This window comes from Streptomyces antarcticus (assembly GCF_026627255.1).
GTDB classification, from domain to species: domain Bacteria; phylum Actinomycetota; class Actinomycetes; order Streptomycetales; family Streptomycetaceae; genus Streptomyces; species Streptomyces antarcticus.
On the sequence record NZ_JAPNLM010000022.1, the window covers coordinates 1 to 16998 of the forward strand.

Sequence of the window (16998 nt, forward strand, 5' to 3'; positions counted from 1 at the left end):
TGGCTGCGGGGCGCGCCACGGACGTGGAGGCCGGGACGCGGAAGGGGTGAGGGCCCCGCGGCCGTCAGGTGCGCAGGCGCAGGCCCCGGGGGGTGGCGTGGAAGCCGGAGGCTTCCAGGGGCGTGCCTGGTGCTCGCCGAGCACGGGCGCCGGGTCCCGGACGACGTGGCGGTCGTCGGCTTCGACGACTCCAGCGCCGCGGCGGCGTGCCGGCCGCGGCTGACGACCGTACGGCAGCCGGTGGAGGACATGGCGGCCGAGATGGTCCGGCTGCTCCTGGACCGGGTGACGGGCGCGGCGGGCGCCGAACCGGAGGCCGTGCTGTTCGTCCCGGAACTGGTGATCCGCGCGTCGGCCTGACCGGAAGCGCGCGGCGCCCGCCCTCGGCCCCGTGCCGCCGTACCCGCGCCCGCGCGCACCCGTAGCCGTACTCGCGCCCGCCCTAGGCCTCGTACCCGTGCCCGCCCTAGGCCCCGTACCCGTACCCGCCCCCGCGCCTCCTCCGGGGTCCGCGCCCCCTCCGGGCCCCGCGCCCCCTCACGCCCGGCGGGCCGCCGCCGCCTCGCCGCGGACGTCCAGGGCCGTGCGCCAGCCCGGGGGTTCCGTCCGCGGTTCGGGGGCCGCGCGGCGGCCGCCCGTCGTGAAGAACGCCGACAGCGGGAGGGTGGCCGCGCCCACCGTGACCGCGTCCGGGCCCAGGGAGCCCATGCTGATGGCGACCCGGCCGGCCGGGTGGCGCAGGGAGTACCGCGTCGCGTGCTCCCGTACCGCGGGGAGGATGTGCGGGCCCAGCATCAGGCCCGCCCAGCCGCCGATCAGGATGCGCTCGGGCCGGAACAGGTTGATCAGGTCCGACAGGCCGGCGCCCAGGTACTCCGCCGTCTCCTCCAGCACCGCCAGCGCCACCGGGTCCGCCGCGCCGGCCGCCGCGAGGAGGGCGGCCACGGCCTCCTCCTCGTCGGCCGAGTCCCCCGGGCGTCCGCCCCGTTCGGTCCACCGGGCCAGCAGGGACTCCGCCCCGGTGTACGCCTCCAGGCAGCCCAGGGCCCCGCACCGGCACCGCCGGCCCCGTACCGACACCGTCAAGTGGCCCCACTCCAGGGGGGTTCCCTCCGTGGTGCCGCCCTCCGGTGAGCCGTCCGTGATCAGGCTCGCCCCGACGCCCGAGCCGAACAGCACGACGACCGCCTCGCGGGCCCCGCGTCCCGCGCCGAACCACATCTCGGCCTGACCGAGCGTCCGGGCGCCGTTGTCGATGATGTACGGGACCTCGTCCGGGAGGGCTCCCGTCGCCCGCAGCAGTCCCTCCAGCGGCACCGCGTCCCAGCCGATGGTCTGGCCGTGCACCACGGCTCCGCCGGGCGACCCGCGGTCCACGATGCCCGGCACGCCGACTCCGACGCCGAGCAGCCGCTCCGTACCGACCCCGGCCTCGGCGAGGACCGTGGCGATGCCGGTCCGGATGTGGTCGACGATGGGGCCGACGTCGTAGCAGCCGCGGGGCAGCAACGGCATCTCGGTGCGCGCGAGTTCGGTCAGGGTCAGGTCGAACAGCTCGACGCGGACGCGGGTTTCGCCGACGTCCACCCCGATCATGTGGGCGCTGCCGGGCGCCACGCGCAGCAGGGTGCGGGGCCGGCCGCCGTCGGAGTCGACGACGCCCGCCTCCTCCAGCAGTCCGTCCGCGACGAGCTCGCCCACGACATTGCTGACGGATCCCGAGCTCAGCCCGGTGGCGGGCCCCAGTTCCTGCCGGCTCATCGGTCCGCCGAAGTAGAGCCGTTGGAGAACGGCGCTCCGGTTGCCGCGCCGCAGGTCCCGCACCGTTCGTCCGTTACGCCCCGTGGTCATCTGGCCCCTTCCGCAGTGACGTCGGTGTCACTTCGCTCGCAACATACCCTTGCGCGACCCCTTGGCGCGGCTTAACTCACGTATTAAATTAAATCCTGGGCGAAAACAGGCGCAGCGGAGATGCCGGGGCGGACGACTCCCGGCACCACCCCGCCGACCCCGCAGGCCTTCCTCCGACCCTGCCGAAAGGGACCGAGCCGTCATGCGCAGAACCAGAGCCGCCGCAGCCGCCGCCGTCGCAGTCTCCCTCCTCTCCGCCGTCACCGCCTGTGGCGGGGGATCCGCGGACAACGGGGGCGGCTCCAACACGGCCCCCAAGGAGCTCACCTACTGGGCCTCCAACCAGGGCCCCGACATCACGGCGGACCAGGCGACGCTCGGTCCGGAACTGAAGAAGTTCGAGGAGCAGACCGGCATCAAGGTCAAGCTCGAGGTGGTCCCCTGGTCGGACCTGCTCAACCGGATCCTGGCGGCCACCGCCTCCGGCCAGGGCCCCGACGTCCTCAACATCGGCAACACCTGGTCCTCCTTCCTCCAGGCCACCGGAGCCCTGCTGCGAGCGCACCGCGTACCTGACCGCCCACCTCGCCGCCCGCGCCCGCGCGGCCCGCCGCGGCGCGCCGGTCGTCTGCTACTACGCCTGGTCCCTGCTGGACAACTTGGAGTGGGCCTACGGCTACGACAAGTGCTTCGGCCTGGTCCACGTCGACTACGCGACCCAGCGCCGCACCGTCAAGTCCAGCGGCCGCCACTACGCCGACGTCATCGCCGCCCACGGCGCCGCCCACCGCCCCGGCTGGCCCCGGCCCGACCCTGCGCAGCGCCGCGCCGCGCCCGCCCCGCTTCGGGGGCCGGGCGCGGCGTGCGTGGTGGGATGGCCCCGGGTGACGCGCCCCTGGGCGACGGGTCCCGGGGCGGGGTCCACCACCACACGGAGAGGTCGGAACATGGCCGAGGCCACCATGAGGGCGATGGCGTACGAGACGTACGGCGGGACGGAGGTGCTCGCCGAGACCCGGCTGCCGGTGCCGAAGGTGGGCCCGGGCGAGGTCCTGGTCCGGGTGAAGTACGCGGGCGTCAACCCCGTTGACTGGAAGATCATGTCCGGCGGGCTCGACGCCCTGATGGACGTCGTGTACCCGGTCGTCCCCGGCTGGGACGTCGCCGGCACCGTCGAACGCGTCGGGATCGACACCCCCGAGTACGCCGAGGGCGACGAGGTCATGGCGTACGCCCGCAAGGACTACGTGCACGGCGGCACCTTCGCCGAGTTCGTGACCGTGCCCGTACGCGCCCTGGCGCACAAGCCCGCCTCGCTCGGCTGGGCCGAAGCGGCCGGACTCCCGCTCGCGGGGCTCACCGCCTACCAGGTGCTCACCCGGCTGGGCACGGGCAAGGGCGACACCGTCCTCATCCACGGCGCCGCCGGCGGCGTGGGATCCCTCGGCGTCCAGATCGCCCGCGCGCTCGGCGCGCGGGTCATCGGCACCGCCTCCCCGCGCAACCACGACCGGGTGCGCGCCCTCGGCGCGGAACCCGTCGCGTACGGGGACGGCCTCGCGGACCGGGTGCGCGCGCTCGCCCCCGAAGGCGCCACCGTCGTCGCGGACTTCGTCGGCGGCGTCCTCTCCGTGACCCGCGAGGTGCTCCACAATGACGGCCGGCACGCCTCGATCGCCGACCCCACGGTGACCGGCTCCGGCGGCGAGTGGATGTGGGTCCGCCCGGTCGGCTCCGACCTGGCCGAACTGGCCCGCCTCGCCGACGAGGGCAAGCTGACGGTCACCGTCGCCGAGACCTTCCCCCTCGCCGAGACGGCGGCCGCCTTCGCGCTCAGCCAGGACGGCCACACCGCCGGGAAGATCGTCATCGAGGTCTGAGCACGGGCCGGGCCCCGCGGCACCCGGCCCCGGGCACGCCGAACCGCGCGCCGCCCGGCGGGGTGGAAGGGCGGCGCGCGGAGTGCGCGGGGAGCGTCAGGGGGCCCGGCCGGACACGGACGCCGAACCGGTCGGGAACGGGCGCCGAGGCGGTCGGACACGGACCCCGAACCGGTCAGGCATGCGCGGCCGTGACGAGGGAACGCATGCGGGAGGGCACGCGGGGACCTCCTGGAGGAGTGGGGGGAACGGGGGAGGGGGTCACGGGAGGCGGTAGTCCGGGCCCAGGGCGGCGCCCGCCGCGGGGTGGGTCTCGTCGTAGCCGCGGGCGTTGCACTGGAGCCCGCCGCGGATGCAGTGGTCGACGAGCGCCTTCAGGGTCCGGTCGTCCCAGGCGTTGAAGAAGTCGTAGTGGAAGGAGTGCCCGCTCCCGCTGGAGAGCCGGACCCGCGATATGTCGCCGCTGACCGGGAAGGCCATCTTGAACTCGACCATGGGGACGGCCACCGGGTGGCCGGCCGGGCACACGTTGTCGTTATTGCCGGGCTTCACGACCGGGTAGGCCATGTGCGCCTTGTGGTCGGGGGTGTCCAGGAACGTGCCGTCCCAGCAACTGGGGGACTGCATGCGGATGTTGAGCTGGCTTCCGGGCGGGCAGCTGGCGGGGATCTCGGTGTTCTTGAAGCTCTCGCCGCACTCCCATCCCTCGACCCAGCCGCGGTGGCCGCGGAACTCGGCCGCCGTCTGCGTCGGACTGCCGACGAGGAAGCGCAGGCCCTTGGGGAAGGGGCGCACGCTCTTGTAGTCGGTCACGCCGGTCTTGTAGTAGATCACCTGCGGTCCTGTCGGCAGGACGGGCTGGTCGCCGTTGTAGAGCGTCGGCATCCAGTACCCGGAGAGGTCGCCGGGGGCGGTGCAGGCGGTCCCGCCCGCGCTGAGCGAGGCGGTCGTGCTGAAGGCGTCCGTCGTTTTGTTGCCCATGAAGGTGTGGTTGTGGGAGGCGCCCGGACGGCCCGCGTAGACGATCGGGTCGTCGGACGCGGTCTTGGTGACGGCGCAGTTGGCCTGGAACTCGTGGAAGTACCGGTCCGGGGGGTTCTCCCAGGACGGGGTGACCCCGGTGACCTGCGGCACCGCCGGGATGTAGCCGTCGCCGTCCGGGTCGTCGCCGGTGGCGAGGGGGGCGACGGCGGCGTGGTTCATGCCCGCGTGGACGGCCGTGCCACCGCCGTCGGGCGAGGCCTGGGCGGTCAGGGCGAGGCCGCCGAGACCGGCGGCCGCGGTCACGGCGAGGGCCGCCGAGACCAGTAAGGCGGACAGGGTCCGCGGTCGGAGTGTCATTTCTGCGGCTCCTTCGGTGGGGCGGGGTGGCGGGAGGGCGCTCCCGGGAGCGTGCTGTGGGAGAGCGCTCTCTCAGATGGCCCGGAAAACGCGGGGCGGCCGCCGGGCCGCCCCGCGTCTTCCGGGGGTCAGGGGTGGATCAGGGGAACGAGAGGACGGTGGAGGGGACGGTCGAGGTGCCCGAGGTGGGGGCGCCGATGCCGTTGATGACGTGTTCGTACTGGCCGTTGCCGCCGAGCGAGACGACCAGGAGGTCGTGGAACTTCACGCCGGGCTTCACCGGCGCCTGGAAGCCGTGTTCCTGACGGATCGTCGGGTCCACGTTGTAATAGCAGTAGCTGCCCAGGCCCCAGCCCTCGTGGGTGTTCACCGAGTCGGCCACCTTGTAGGCCGCGTAGCCCTTGACGGACCCGTTCTGGATCGCGGCCTGGTTCGGCGCGTCGTACGCCTTCTCGTTCTGGAAGAAGATCGTGCGGCCGCGCTCGCCGTTCCACTCGACGTCGTACTTGTTGAAGTGCTCGACGAACAAGCCGGTGGCGAGCACGTCGTCGCCGTTCACCCGGAACCCGTAGTCGGAGCGGTTGGTCTCCCAGCCCACCCCGTCGCCGTGGTCGGCCCGCCAGATCCACGTGTGGTCGACGATCGTGTCGTGGTTGTTGACCACCATGCCGAGCGTGGCCTTGCCCGCGCCGGCGCCGCCGACCCGGATGAAGACGTCCTGGACGGTGGTCGGGTTCGCCGCGTGGTCCGTGGTGGTGCCGGCCGGGCCGACCTCCAGCAAGGTGGGCGAGTTGACGGTGCCCGCGTCGATCAGGAAACCGGCGAGCTTCACGCCGTCCACGTCGGCGACCTTCATCGCGGTGACCCCGTTGTCCGGGATGATCGTGGCGAGGCCCAGGCCCAGCACGACTGTGTCCGGGCGGTTCACCTGGATGGTCTGGTTCACGTGGTAGACCCCGGGCGTGAAGAGCAGGTGCAGCCCCTGCGCCAGGGCGGCGTTGATCGTCGCCGCGCTCGCGCCCGGCTTCACCACGTAGAACTGGCTCAGCGGGATCGAGGAACCCTGCGGCGCACCGTTGCCCCAGGACGTGCCGCGGGCGTTGGTCCGCTTGGCCGGGACGAAGACCTTGTAGTCGGCGCCGTCCAGGTAGAGGAACGGCTTCTCACGGGAGACGGGCGTGGTGTCCAGGGTGGTGTACGGCGGGTTCGGGTACGACTGCGCGGGCGCGCCCTGGGTTCCGGAGAACACCTGGTTCCACACCGCGTTGGACCAGCCGCCGATCGAGCTGTCACGGGTGTACCACTGCTGCTGCGAGTAGTTGCCGACCTGCCCGTCGATCTTGGAGTCGGCGATGTAGCCGCCGGACGCCCAGCCGTAGCCGTTCGGAGCGAGGTTCAGGCCGCCCTTGACGTGCATCCGGCGGAACGGCGCGGCCTGCGAGACGGCCCAGCGGTTGGTCCCGCTCACCGGGTTCAGGGCGAGGTTCTCGGCGGAACGCCAGAAGTTCTGTGTGGCGTTGCCCCCGAACCACCCGGCGTCGACGGTCACGTCGCCGTTGATGGTGGTGTCGTCGGGATTCAGCCCGAGGCCCGAGATGGAGGTGTAGAAGCCGATCTGCGCGTTGAGCCCGTTGTACGTGCCGGGCTTGAACAGGAACTGGTAGCGGCCCGAACCGAACTGCGCCGACTCCTGCTGGGCGAAGACCTGGTCAAGCCTGGCCTGGATGTTCGGCGTCGACGGATCGAAGACGATCACGTTGGGTCCGAGGTCGCCGCCGCCGGGGATGACCGGTCCGGTGCCGGTGGTGCCGTAGACCTGGAACTCCCAGAGGGAGTAGCCGTATCCGGTGGTGCGCTGGGTCCCGTACACCCGCACGTACCGGGCGGTGCCGGTGACGTCGTGGGTGACGTTGCCGCCCGCGCCGGCGGTGGTCGAGTAGGCGGTGGACCAGTTGGTGCCGTCGGTGGACAGTTCGACGCGGTACGCCTTGGCGGCCGCGGCCTCCCAGCGCAGCACGACCTGGCTCAGCTGGGCGGGCGAGCCGAGGTCGACCTGTATCCATTGGGGATCGGCGAACTGGCTGGACCAGCGGGTGCCGTTGTCGCCGTCGACGGCGGCCCCGGCCGGGGTACCGGCGCCCTCCAGGCTGGAGGCGGTGGCGGCCTTGCCCTGCGAGAGCAGGACCGGCGCCGCGTGCGCGGCGGTGCCGGGAAGCAGCACGAGGAGGGCGGCGACCAGCGCCGCGGCGAGCGCCGCGACGGCGAGGCGTGGCGGCCGGTCGGAGAGGAGGGTCATGCGGGGTGCTCCTGACGTCGGGGATCCGGGGGGATCGAAGCGTGAGTGAACTGCCCGCAGGAGAGGCCGTCAAGGGTTTGAGCGTTCATGAACTGAAGATCAAACGATGTGTCAACTGTGCATCAGGCCTGTGAACTTGGAGTTTCTTCAATCCTTGTGAAAAGTGTTGACGAAAAAACCCGGCAGCGCTGTACTGAGGCTCCTGACCGCTCCGTCCCGCCGCGCCCGCCGGGCGGGACGGAGCGGCGGGAAGCGTTCGGGAGGTGTCCGAGCCACGAGCGGTTGCGGCGGCGTGTGTTCGTTGGTCGTCGCTACGAGGCGTGCCCCGGCCGCCGCCCACCCCCGCTCCGGATCCGGGCCGGTGCCGGGCCGGTGCCGGACCGTGGCAGGGAGGCGGGACGGATGCGGTGCGGCTCGCGGTGCGGCTCGCGCAGGGGGAGAGCCGTTCCGCGGATCGGCTGTGGCCGTGGCTCTGGCTGCGGCTGCGGCTGCGGCGCGTGCGTGGGCGTGGACGTGGCTGGTCGGGGGCGGCTGGCCACGCCCTGTCCGTACCGGCGGCGTCGGGCTGCCCCCGCCGCGCCGCGTCTGCCCTCCGCACGGCGGGAGGTGCCCGGCCTTCTGTACGCCGGGAGGTGCCCGGCCTTCTGTCGGGGAACGGGCCCGTCCGGGCCGTCGTGCTCGTGGCCCCGAGCGGGACACCGGGGAGGCGGCATCGGCGGGGTGCGAGCGCGGCCCGTGACGCCCGGTGGCCGCCGGCGGGGTGGTCTCCCCGGGCGGGTTCGTGCGCCGCAAGGGGGCCGGGACCCCGATCGGGACCGGGGCTCAGGGCAGGTCCGGGACGTCCCCGCCCGCGGCCCAGGTGACCTCGACCCCCGCCAGGCCGGACGTCCAGGGCGCCGCCAGCCAGGCCAGGCGCGCGGCGTCCGGCGGGGCCGAGCCCAGGCCCACCGCGTACCGGACCAGGCCCGGCCCCGACGCGAAGGGCCTCGGCCAGGCGTGCGCGTCCGCCACGCCCGCCTCTTCCAGGGCGCCGAGCAGCGCCCGCATGCGCCCCCGTGTCCGGCCGAGGGCGTCCTCGAACCCTCCGGCCGCCGGTCCCCGCACCGTCACCACCGCCCACGCGGCGTGCCGGCGGTGCAGCGGCGGCACGGCCAGGACCTCGTCGAAGCCCCCCGGGTCCTCCTCCAGCACGTCCCAGGCCCGGTACAGCTCCCGTACGAGCAGGTCACGCATGCCCGGCCCGACCTGAGCGGTACAGCTGCGCACCGGCTCCGACGGAGTCAGTACGGTCACCGCCGCCGGGCCGCCCGCCGTCCTCGGGTCCGGACCGGGGGGAACCGGGCCGGTACGGGCCCCCGGCCACGCGTCGACCGGACCCGGGACCGGGGCTGAGCCTGGGCCCGCCGCGGGCGTGGGTTCCGGTGCCGGAGGCAGGGCCACCGGGTGACGCCAGTCCCAGGCGGCCCAGGTGCCGAAGAACTCCCGCAGCAGGGCCTCGGGTTCCAGCGGGCCCGCCGCCCGAACCGTGCGCGCCGCGAGTACCGCCCAGGCGATGCCCGGCAGCCCGCCGAACGGTGCCGAGTCCAGCCCCCGGGCGCGCGCCCAGGCCTTGACCTCTCGCGCCAGCCGGGTGAAGGCGGCGGCGTGCTCCGCCCCCGCGAAGTCCCGTACGGCGTCGGCGTCGCTCAGCGCGCTCAGCGCGACGGCCGCCGCCTCGTCGAGCTCGGCCCGTCGCGCGAGCGCCCGCTCAGGTTCCAGCGGGCCGCATCCGACCACCACCAGGTCCACGGGCAGGGCCCCCACGCGGAACCGCAGCCCCGGAACCCGGGCGCCGGTCACCTCCCGCATCCGCTCGGCCTCCGGAAAGGCCGCCGCCAACGTGCGCCGCACCTGGCCGAGTTCGGCCGCACCCGGCAGGGCAGCCACGAGGTCCAGATCCGCCTGGGGAAGCGCGCAGCGCATCCGTCGCGACCCGGCGACCCGTACCAGCCCGTCGCCGAGAGCCGCCGCCACCCGCCCGGTCACCGCCCGGGCGAGGTCCTCGGCGGCCGCCCCCTCGGCCGCGCCGCGCTCCACCGCCGCGCCGTCGTCCACCGCCGCGCCGTCGTCCACCGCCTCGCCGTGCTCCGGCGCCCACCGCACCTCGCCCGTGCCCAGCGTCACCGTCGCCCGCACCCGCACCCGCATCGGCCCGTCGCCGCGCCGCGAGAGCACCGACAGCTCCCCGACCGGCGCGGACGTGCCGCCGCCCAGCCGGGCCGCCCACTCCGCCGTCACTCGCCGCGGGTCCCGGCTCCGCCCCAGGGTCAGGTGCGGTGTGTAGCCCCGCTCGCCGTCGGCGCGCCCCCGGCACCCCGGGAACCGTTCGGCCAGTGCCCGCCGCAGCTCCTGCCACGGAGCCTCGCCGCCCGCCGCCGGATCGAGCCACACCGTCGCGTCCTCACGGTGCCCGAAGCTGTGCACGCCCTCCATGCGCGCGGTGAACTCCGGCACGCCCGCCACCGCCTCCGCCAGCAGGGGCAGGGCCTCCTCGAAGCAGTGCTCCGGCACGAAGCCGGACAGCAGGTTCACGTGCGCCGGCCACCGGCCGACCTGCGGATCGTGCCTGCGGCGGAGCTCCGCCACCCGCGGGTCCTCCGGCGGCAGCCAGGCCACCGCGGTCCGCGCCGTCGCCGGTACGGACAGCCGCGTGAGGCCCGCGAGCCGCGCGGGACCCGCGCCGTCCGGCGCCCCGAACTCCACCGTGGCCTCCACCCCGTAGTGGTCGGAGATGAACAGCCCCTCCGGACCCGGCGCGTCCCCGCGCAGCCCGGCACGTTCCACACGGGCTCCGGCCGCCCCCAGCAGGATCCGGTCCAGCCGTGCGGCCCGCCCCGACAACGAGCCCACCGCGGCCAGCGGATTGGCCGCCGGGTCGAAGGTCGGAGTCCCGTCGGCCGGCCCGTGCACCTCGCTCCAGGCGTCCCGCAGGCCCAGCGCCGCCGCGGGCCCGTCGGCCCCGGCCCGACCGTCGTTGAAGTCGCCCAGCAGGGCGACCCCTGCTCCGGCTTCGGCCATGACCCCGCCGAACCCCTCGGCGAGCACGGCGAGTTCGACCGTACGCCGGGCTTCCCCGTTCTGCGTGTGGTCGCTGGTCAGGTGCGTGGCGGCGACGACCAGCGCGCCGGCCGCCGTCTCCACCACCACGGCGGTGACCGCCTTGTGCGGGCCCAGGGCGTGCGACCCGGCCTCGCGTACGGGCAGCCGGCTCAGCACCAGCAGCCCGTGCTCGGCGACGTCCCGCCCGGCCGGGTCCGTTCCCACGGTGTAGCGGGCCCTCACCCAGGGCGCCGCCAGGAGCATGCCGAGCAGCTCGGGTTCCACCTCCTGGAGCGCGATGACGTCGGCGTCGGAGGCCGCGAGGTCGGCCAGCAGCAGCGGCCTGCGCCGGGCGGTGGCGATGCGCGGGGCGTCGTACCGGTCCCAGAGGGTGTTCCACGTCAGCAGCCGCACCCGGTCGGGGGCGTCCGCGCTGTCGCGCGGTCCGGTCTCCGAGGGCCGCCAGGACCCGCCGCCCGCCGGGTCCCACGCGTGCGGGACGCGGGCGGTGAAGAACGGCGCCCGCAGCAGCCGGGGATCGCGGACGCGCCCCGCACCCGTCGCGTCGATCCGGTCCACGCCGGTGGCCCGGTCCCACACCAGCTCGCCGTCCGCCTCGACGAACAGCACCCGGTGCCAGGGGATGTCGCCGCCGGGCACGAACGACGGCAGCGGCACGCGCTTCGGCGCGGCCCCGCGCTGGAGCAGCCCGAGCACGAACCGCGCCGGGTCGAACCGGGGGTCCCAGCGGACCTGGTGGTACAGCTCCTCGCTCGTCCGCATCAGTCACTCCCCGTCGGTCGCGGCCAGGGCGCCGGCCGTGTCCTCGACGCGGCCGTCCGCGCCGATGTACCACGTACGGTGCGCCTGGCTCGGGTAGGACGGGCTGAACCGGTGCAGTTGCGAGTTCAGCACCTGCGGGGGCACGGGGTGGGGGCGCACGGCATTGCGCCGCACCAGCTCCTCTTCGCCGACCAGCACCACGGCGTGGGTGACCAGCGCGTCGCGGCGCCGGGCGACCGAGCCGGCCAGCCCGCGCTGCTGGTCGGTGAGCGAGGTCGCGTCCCACACCACGGTGCCGCCGCGGGCCAGGGCGGCGTCGAGCCGGTCCAGGCCCTCGCTCAGCACGGCGGCGTTGGCCCGCTGGTCAGCCCGGGAGCCCCGGGCCCCGCGCAGGTCGTCGAGACTGATGTACGTGTCCACGCCGGGCAGGGCGCGACCGAAGGTGCTCTTGCCGCTGCCCGAGGGGCCGGACAACTGCACCAGCCGGGGAAACGATCCGTCACGCCACCGCCAGGTGGCCGCCACAGCCTCCTCGGCGCCCGATCCGGCGCCCGCCCCCGCCCCCGTACCCATACCCGCGCCCGGACCGCCCCCGGGACCCGAGATCCGGCCCTGCGCGAACGCGCGCCGCGCCTCGGCCCAGCAGCGGTCCGCCGCGTCCGCCCCGAGACCGGCGAGGGACTCGCGCAGGGCGCCCCGCAGGAACCGCAGCGGGTCCGCCCCCAGCAGCCCCGCCTCCTCGGCACACAGCGCCGACCACTCGGCGCACTCCCGCGCCGCGGCGCCGTCCGCGTCCCCGCCGGGGAGCAGCACCCCGGCGAGCGCGTGCAGCACCCCCAGGTCGGCCGCCGCGGACAACCGCACCAGCCCGGCCCGCCGCTCCGCGTCCGGGAACGGCCGCTGGAGGTACGGGTACAGCCCCACGAGGTCCGCTACCCGGCGCGCGAGGGGCATCCCGAGCGGCCCCGCCGCGAGCCGGGCGGCGAGCCGGGCCCGCGGCGCTCCGTGCAGCGCGGCGGCCAGTACCCCGGCCAGCCGGGCCTCGCCGGTACGCCCCGACCCGTCGATGCGCGCCGCCACGTCGGCCACCGCCTCGGCGACCGCGCCGCCGACCGGGGTAACCCCGGTGGCCCCGGACGCGGCACCGGCGTCGGCGCCGGTCATCCCCACGGCCTCCAGCAGTCCCGCCACGTCGGCTTCGGACCCGGACCGGACCGCCCACAACGGGGCGGCCGCTCCCAGCCCGTTGGGCACCACCGGCGCGAACATCCAGTGCGTGCCGGTCTGCACGTGGCCGCCCCGCACCCACTTCGCCACGCACCGCCCGAAGTCCTCGCGCGCGAAGCCGTCCACGGTCCGTACGACGTACCCCTCCTGCCGCGCCGTGTCGACCTTGAGCCTGCGCAGCGTCCGCTCGTCGAAGGTGCCGCGCCACAGCACGCGCGGAGCGGGCACCCCCAGACCGCGCAGGAAGCGCACGGTCCCGTCCCAGTCCAGGCAGTGCTCGCCGTCCCACACCGAGAAGCCGTAGAACCAGCTGTCCAGGTCCTCGTACGCGAGCGAGTGCCGCGCGTACAGGTTCTCCCCGCACACCCGCCGGCCGGCCGGGATCCCGGCGCCGATCCGGCCCTGGAGGCCCTTGACCCACGCCCGCGAAGGATGGTGCGCGGAGTCGGGCGACCGCGCGTGCATGCCGTCCGCGTAGAGCGTGGTGTTCTCTCCGTCGAGCTTCTCGGTCACCACGACCTCCCGCCCGGCCATGCCGGTCAGCCCGGCGGCCCGCACGTCGTCCGCGGTGGCCCCCGGGGACCAGGGCAGGTGTGCCGTACGGGGGTAGTGCGCGCGCATGGTCCGCTCCTGCTCGACGATCCGGGGGTCCCGTCACTCTAGGTATCCGGACCTGGACCGGCCACCGATTAACCCCGCCCGCCCGCTCCACGCACGCGCCCCACACGGACAACTGCCGGGCCGTCATCCGTCAACTGACGAACAATCAGCCGCCGACCGGCACCGCCGCGGCCAGCCGGCCGCCCTCGGCGAAGTGCAACCGGTCCAGCCGGGCGGCGTACGGCCAGCCCGCCGCCCGGTAGAAGCAGAGGTCGCTCGGGATCGGGACCTCCCGCAGATCGGCCGCGTGCGTTCCGTCCGGCAGCTCCGCGGCCGCCGCGAGCAGCGGATCGGCCGCCCCGGCCCACTCGCGGACCGGCGCGGGCCGGGGCCAGGGCTCCCCGGTGTTGGGCTGCATCCACCGCGAGCCGCAGGCGACGCGGCCCGCGAAGTCGGCGCGCTCCGAGGCCTGCCGGGCCAGCCGCGCGTAGGTCAGCAGCAGGTCCGCCAGCGACTCGGCGACCAAGGTCACCTCGGGGTACTCGCGCAGCTCCTTGGGGCTGGCCGACACCGAGACGGCGTACCCCCACCGCCCACTCTCCCGGTCCAGGCGGATCTGGACCAGGGCGCCGTTGCGGCCGGACTCGATCCGGGCCACGGGCCAGTACGTTCCGTCACCGCCCAGCATCCGGTGCAGCTCGGCGTCCACCGCGTGCCCCGGGCCGCCGGGCAGCAGGCGCAGCGCGGGCAGCCCCGTGACGGTGACCCCGCCGACCTCGCGGAGCAGGCCGCGGACGTCCTCGGGCACCGGGACCCCCCAGCCGTCGATGTCCGCGTCGGCGCGCCCCGGTTCGAGCCCGACGAACGCGGGGTGACGTACGGCCAGTTCCCGCAGCTCGGCGACGGCCCGCCCGGCGGCGTCCGCCGGAACGGTGTGCCGCCGTACGGCCCGGCCGAGGAAGTCGCCGCTCACCACGCTGCGCAGCAGGAGCGCGCGGCCGTCGCCCACGATCCGGAACTGGACTTCGCTGCTCCCGGTGTCGGCGGTGTTGTGCGCGGTGGAGAAGTACGGCTCCCAGGCCACGGTGCAGGGGTAGCCGGGCAGGGCGCGCAGGTCCACGAGGTCGGTCAGCGGATCGCCGCGCCCGACGAGCGCGGCGAGTCCGGCGTCGGTTCCCTCGGCCACCTCGACGCTGGAGGTGGCCGCCGCGAAGTGCTCGGCCCGCGGCTGGTCCTCCACGCCGGCGGCCAGCCGGTCGGTGACACCGGCGAGCCAGCCCACGAACTCCGCGGCCCGGACGGTGACGTCCGGATCGTGGCCCGAGGCGTTGACGGCCACGACGGGGCCCCAGCCGTCGGCGCCGACGCCGACGATCAGCGAGCCCTCGCCGAAGTCGATCTCGCCCAGGATCCAGTAGCCGTCGCCGAACACCGCGCGTCCGCGCGGCCCGAAGCGGTACTCGTGCTCCTGGGTCTCCAGCCCGCCGATCTCCCGGAGCACGGTCCGCACTTCCTCCGGCACGGGAACGTTCCAGCCGTCCAGCTCCGCGTCCGTGAATCCGTCGAACAGCTCGACCTCGTCCGCCCGCTGCTGCGCCAGTTCCTTCAGCGCCCGCACGGCCGCCGACGCCCCCCGCACTCCCGCGTCGTTCATGTCTTCCGCTCCCGAGTCGTCCGCCTCACGATTCCGAACCATATCCGTCGCCCGCTACCGGCACAGGGCCACGATCGACGGGGAAACCGTGCCCCTGGCCGCCTCGCACAGCGGCGCCATGTCGTACGTACGCCGCGGCGCGGGCCGGGGCCGGGCCTTCGCCGGTACCCGCTCGCGGGACGTGGCGGGGGCCGCGGCGGGCGGCCGCCGGGCGGGTTTCACGGCCTTGGCCCGGCGCGGGCGGCGCGGCTCGGCCGCGGCGGAACCGGGGCGGTCGGCGGGCGCGGCCGCCCGCGCCGGAACCGTCCGAGCACGCGGGACCGGGGACGCGGGCGCGTGAGCGGGCGCGGCCGCGGGCCGCGGCGAACCCGGAAGCCCGCTCAACGGCCGGGCGTCGGGCTCCGGTCGCGCGGGCCCGGACCGGGCGGGTGCGGGGAGCGGCCGCGGTGACTCGGGCGGAACGGCGGGACGCACGGTCACACAACCCGTGGCCATGACGAGCGCGGCAAGGGTCAGGGGCAGGGCCCGGCGCAGCTGCATCCGCCCACCCTGCCGTACCCGCGCACGCGGAACCGCACCCGTCACGCGGATGGGTGATTCCCCGCGCTCGCCCGCGGCCAAGGGGGGACCGGGCCCGCCCGGAACTCTTCCGATGACGGGATGGAGCCCATCAGCACCCTGGCGGCCGCGACCGCGACCACCGGCATCGGGGCCTGCCTGCCATGCTCTTCGTCAGCATGCGGGGTCTGCTGAAGGCGAACACGATGGAGAGCGAACTCGCCGAGGTGGTCTGATGGCCATCATCGTCGACCTCCATCGTCGACCTCGACGTGCAACTCGCCCAGCGCAAGCTCTCGGTCGCCGGGTTCGCCGCCGCCGTCGGAATCAGTCCGGCTGAGGAACGGCCCGCGGGCCGCCGGTCAGCTCCTCGAGGCCGGTTCCGGCTCGCGGTCGGGGGCCTGCGCCCGCGGTGCGGGACCGGCCGGTACGGCGCGCGGCCAGCGGCGGTCGACGGCCTTCTGCACCCGGCGCCCGACGCCCTGCATGGGCAGCTCGACCAGCCGGTACATGAGGTGGCTCGCGGTGAGCAGGACGGCGAGGAACAGGGCGGTCCACACGACCTTGCCCAGCGTCGAGGACGGCATCGGCGGGACCCCCACCAGCGGACCGACCGTGTGCACCAGCGCGATGTGCAGCAGGTACACGGAGAAGCTGACGGCGCCGAGCCAGGTCAGCACCTTCGGGAAGCGCCGTGCGCGCAGCAGGTAGCCGAGGCCGAAGAGGGCCCACGCCGCCAGGTAGGCGACGGACCAGGCCTTCCAGCCGGAGGTCCAGGTGGCGTCGGCGGTCGCGCCCCGGTTGTACAGCCAGCCGGTCAGGACGCCCGCCAGGACGACGAAGCCGAGGCAGAGCAGGCCGGGGACCCGGGCGAGCTGGCCGTGCTGCACCCGGTAGACGATGGTGCCGGCGAACATGGTCGCGAAGATCATCCAGGTTTCGAAGCCGGGGGCCCGGCTGTTGAGGGTGATCAGGACCAGGCCGGTCACGCCGAGGAGCACGGCGCCGGTCGCGGTCAGCTTCCGGTTGCCGCTGAGCACGCCCGCGAAGCCGACGAGGACGATCGCCGCGACGACGAGGACGAGCAGGCGGGTGGAGCCGATCCCGTCGGTCAGGAGGTGAGTGCCCAGGGCCGTGCCGACCGCCAGGGCGACGGCGGCGAAGCCGACGGCGATGGCGCCGCTGTGCCGGTGCAGGCCGCGGGTGAACAGGGCGGTGACGAAGAAGTAGAAGATCATCTCGTAGGTGAGCGTCCAGGTGACGTTCATGGCGTTGACGACACCGAGCACGTCCTGGAGCATCAGGCCGTTCGCGACGAGCGAGGCGAGGTCGTCACCGGTGCGCAGCAGCGCCACCGAGCCGTCGCCGGCCGGCAGGATGAGCATCGAGACGGCCAGACCGGCGATCAGCGCCGGATAGATCCGGAAGATCCGGCCGATCCAGAAGGCCCGGACGTCCCCGCGGCGCTCCAGCGAGGCGGGGATGATGTAGCCGCTGACTATGAAGAAGAGCATGACGCCGAAGACGCCCATGTCGAAGTTCCGCCACACGAAGCCCCCGAAGGGCAGCATCCGCAGCACGTCGAAGTGGTGCAGCGCGACGATGAGGGCGGCTATGCCGCGCAGCGCGTCCAGCCAGCCCAGGCGGGCGGCGGTCGCGGGTGCGGGCGGTGCCACGGCGGCGGTGGGGGTCCGCCGGGCGAGTGGGGGAATGAGCTTCTTCACGGCAGG

The 16998-nt window shown here is 74.8% G+C and carries 9 protein-coding genes and 3 pseudogenes; 5 read left to right on the forward strand and 7 right to left on the reverse strand.

From position 1 onward, the window contains the following. Window positions 1-117: 117 nt before the first annotated feature. Window positions 118-360, forward strand: a pseudogene (locus tag OTB16_RS27935) (substrate-binding domain-containing protein); the annotation flags it as partial. Window positions 361-537: 177 nt separating this feature from the next. On the opposite strand, the gene OTB16_RS27940 reads toward OTB16_RS27935, so the two are convergent. Continuing rightward, window positions 538-1851: an ROK family transcriptional regulator gene (locus OTB16_RS27940; protein ID WP_267723569.1), complete on the reverse strand. Its 1314-nt coding sequence runs from the start codon at window positions 1849-1851 to the stop codon at window positions 538-540. A gap of 202 nt (window positions 1852-2053) precedes the next feature. On the opposite strand from OTB16_RS27940, the pseudogene OTB16_RS27945 reads away from it, so the two are divergent. From OTB16_RS27945 to OTB16_RS27955, 3 genes and pseudogenes are all read left to right on the forward strand, one after another. After that, a pseudogene (locus tag OTB16_RS27945) lies at window positions 2054-2407 on the forward strand (extracellular solute-binding protein); the annotation flags it as partial. 13 nt (window positions 2408-2420) lie between these two features. Further along, window positions 2421-2618, forward strand: a pseudogene (locus OTB16_RS27950) (family 1 glycosylhydrolase); the annotation flags it as partial. Between the two features lie 195 nt (window positions 2619-2813). Then, a complete protein-coding gene (locus OTB16_RS27955; protein WP_267723691.1) occupies window positions 2814-3731 on the forward strand; it encodes an NADP-dependent oxidoreductase in 918 nt (305 codons plus the stop codon). A gap of 261 nt (window positions 3732-3992) precedes the next feature. Here OTB16_RS27955 and OTB16_RS27960 read toward each other — a convergent pair whose 3' ends face one another. The 5 genes from OTB16_RS27960 to OTB16_RS27980 form a co-directional block, all read right to left on the reverse strand. After that, entirely contained in the window at window positions 3993-5072 is a 1080-nt protein-coding gene (locus OTB16_RS27960) for a DUF1996 domain-containing protein (protein ID WP_267723570.1), read from the reverse strand. Window positions 5073-5211: 139 nt separating this feature from the next. Next, entirely contained in the window at window positions 5212-7368 is a 2157-nt protein-coding gene (locus tag OTB16_RS27965) for a discoidin domain-containing protein (RefSeq protein WP_267723571.1), read from the reverse strand. 822 nt (window positions 7369-8190) lie between these two features. Beyond that, the gene (locus OTB16_RS27970) at window positions 8191-11229 is read right to left on the reverse strand and encodes a poly(A) polymerase (protein WP_267723572.1); all 3039 of its coding nucleotides are present in this window, start codon (window positions 11227-11229) and stop codon (window positions 8191-8193) included. A 3-nt stretch (window positions 11230-11232) separates the two neighbouring features. Beyond that, a complete protein-coding gene (locus tag OTB16_RS27975) occupies window positions 11233-13077 on the reverse strand; it encodes an RNA ligase family protein (RefSeq protein ID WP_267723573.1) in 1845 nt (614 codons plus the stop codon). A gap of 145 nt (window positions 13078-13222) precedes the next feature. Beyond that, on the reverse strand, window positions 13223-14710 hold the full coding sequence (locus OTB16_RS27980) for a hypothetical protein (RefSeq protein ID WP_267723574.1): 1488 nt from the start codon (window positions 14708-14710) through the stop codon (window positions 13223-13225). Between the two features lie 88 nt (window positions 14711-14798). Between OTB16_RS27980 and OTB16_RS27985 the strand changes: the two genes are divergently transcribed. Further along, entirely contained in the window at window positions 14799-15050 is a 252-nt protein-coding gene (locus OTB16_RS27985) for a hypothetical protein (protein ID WP_267723575.1), read from the forward strand. Window positions 15051-15630: 580 nt separating this feature from the next. On the opposite strand, the gene OTB16_RS27990 is transcribed toward OTB16_RS27985, so the two are convergent. After that, window positions 15631-16992, reverse strand: a complete 1362-nt coding sequence (locus OTB16_RS27990) for an acyltransferase family protein (protein ID WP_267723576.1) — start codon at window positions 16990-16992, stop codon at window positions 15631-15633. Window positions 16993-16998: the final 6 nt, after the last annotated feature.

Coding starts and splice junctions, on each gene's coding strand:
- OTB16_RS27940 (WP_267723569.1), bottom strand. CDS start 1,851: ATGACCACGGGGCGTAACGGACGAACGGTGCGGGACCTGCGGCGCGGC.
- OTB16_RS27955 (WP_267723691.1), top strand. CDS start 2,814: ATGAGGGCGATGGCGTACGAGACGTACGGCGGGACGGAGGTGCTCGCC.
- OTB16_RS27960 (WP_267723570.1), bottom strand. CDS start 5,072: ATGACACTCCGACCGCGGACCCTGTCCGCCTTACTGGTCTCGGCGGCC.
- OTB16_RS27965 (WP_267723571.1), bottom strand. CDS start 7,368: ATGACCCTCCTCTCCGACCGGCCGCCACGCCTCGCCGTCGCGGCGCTC.
- OTB16_RS27970 (WP_267723572.1), bottom strand. CDS start 11,229: ATGCGGACGAGCGAGGAGCTGTACCACCAGGTCCGCTGGGACCCCCGG.
- OTB16_RS27975 (WP_267723573.1), bottom strand. CDS start 13,077: ATGCGCGCGCACTACCCCCGTACGGCACACCTGCCCTGGTCCCCGGGG.
- OTB16_RS27980 (WP_267723574.1), bottom strand. CDS start 14,710: ATGAACGACGCGGGAGTGCGGGGGGCGTCGGCGGCCGTGCGGGCGCTG.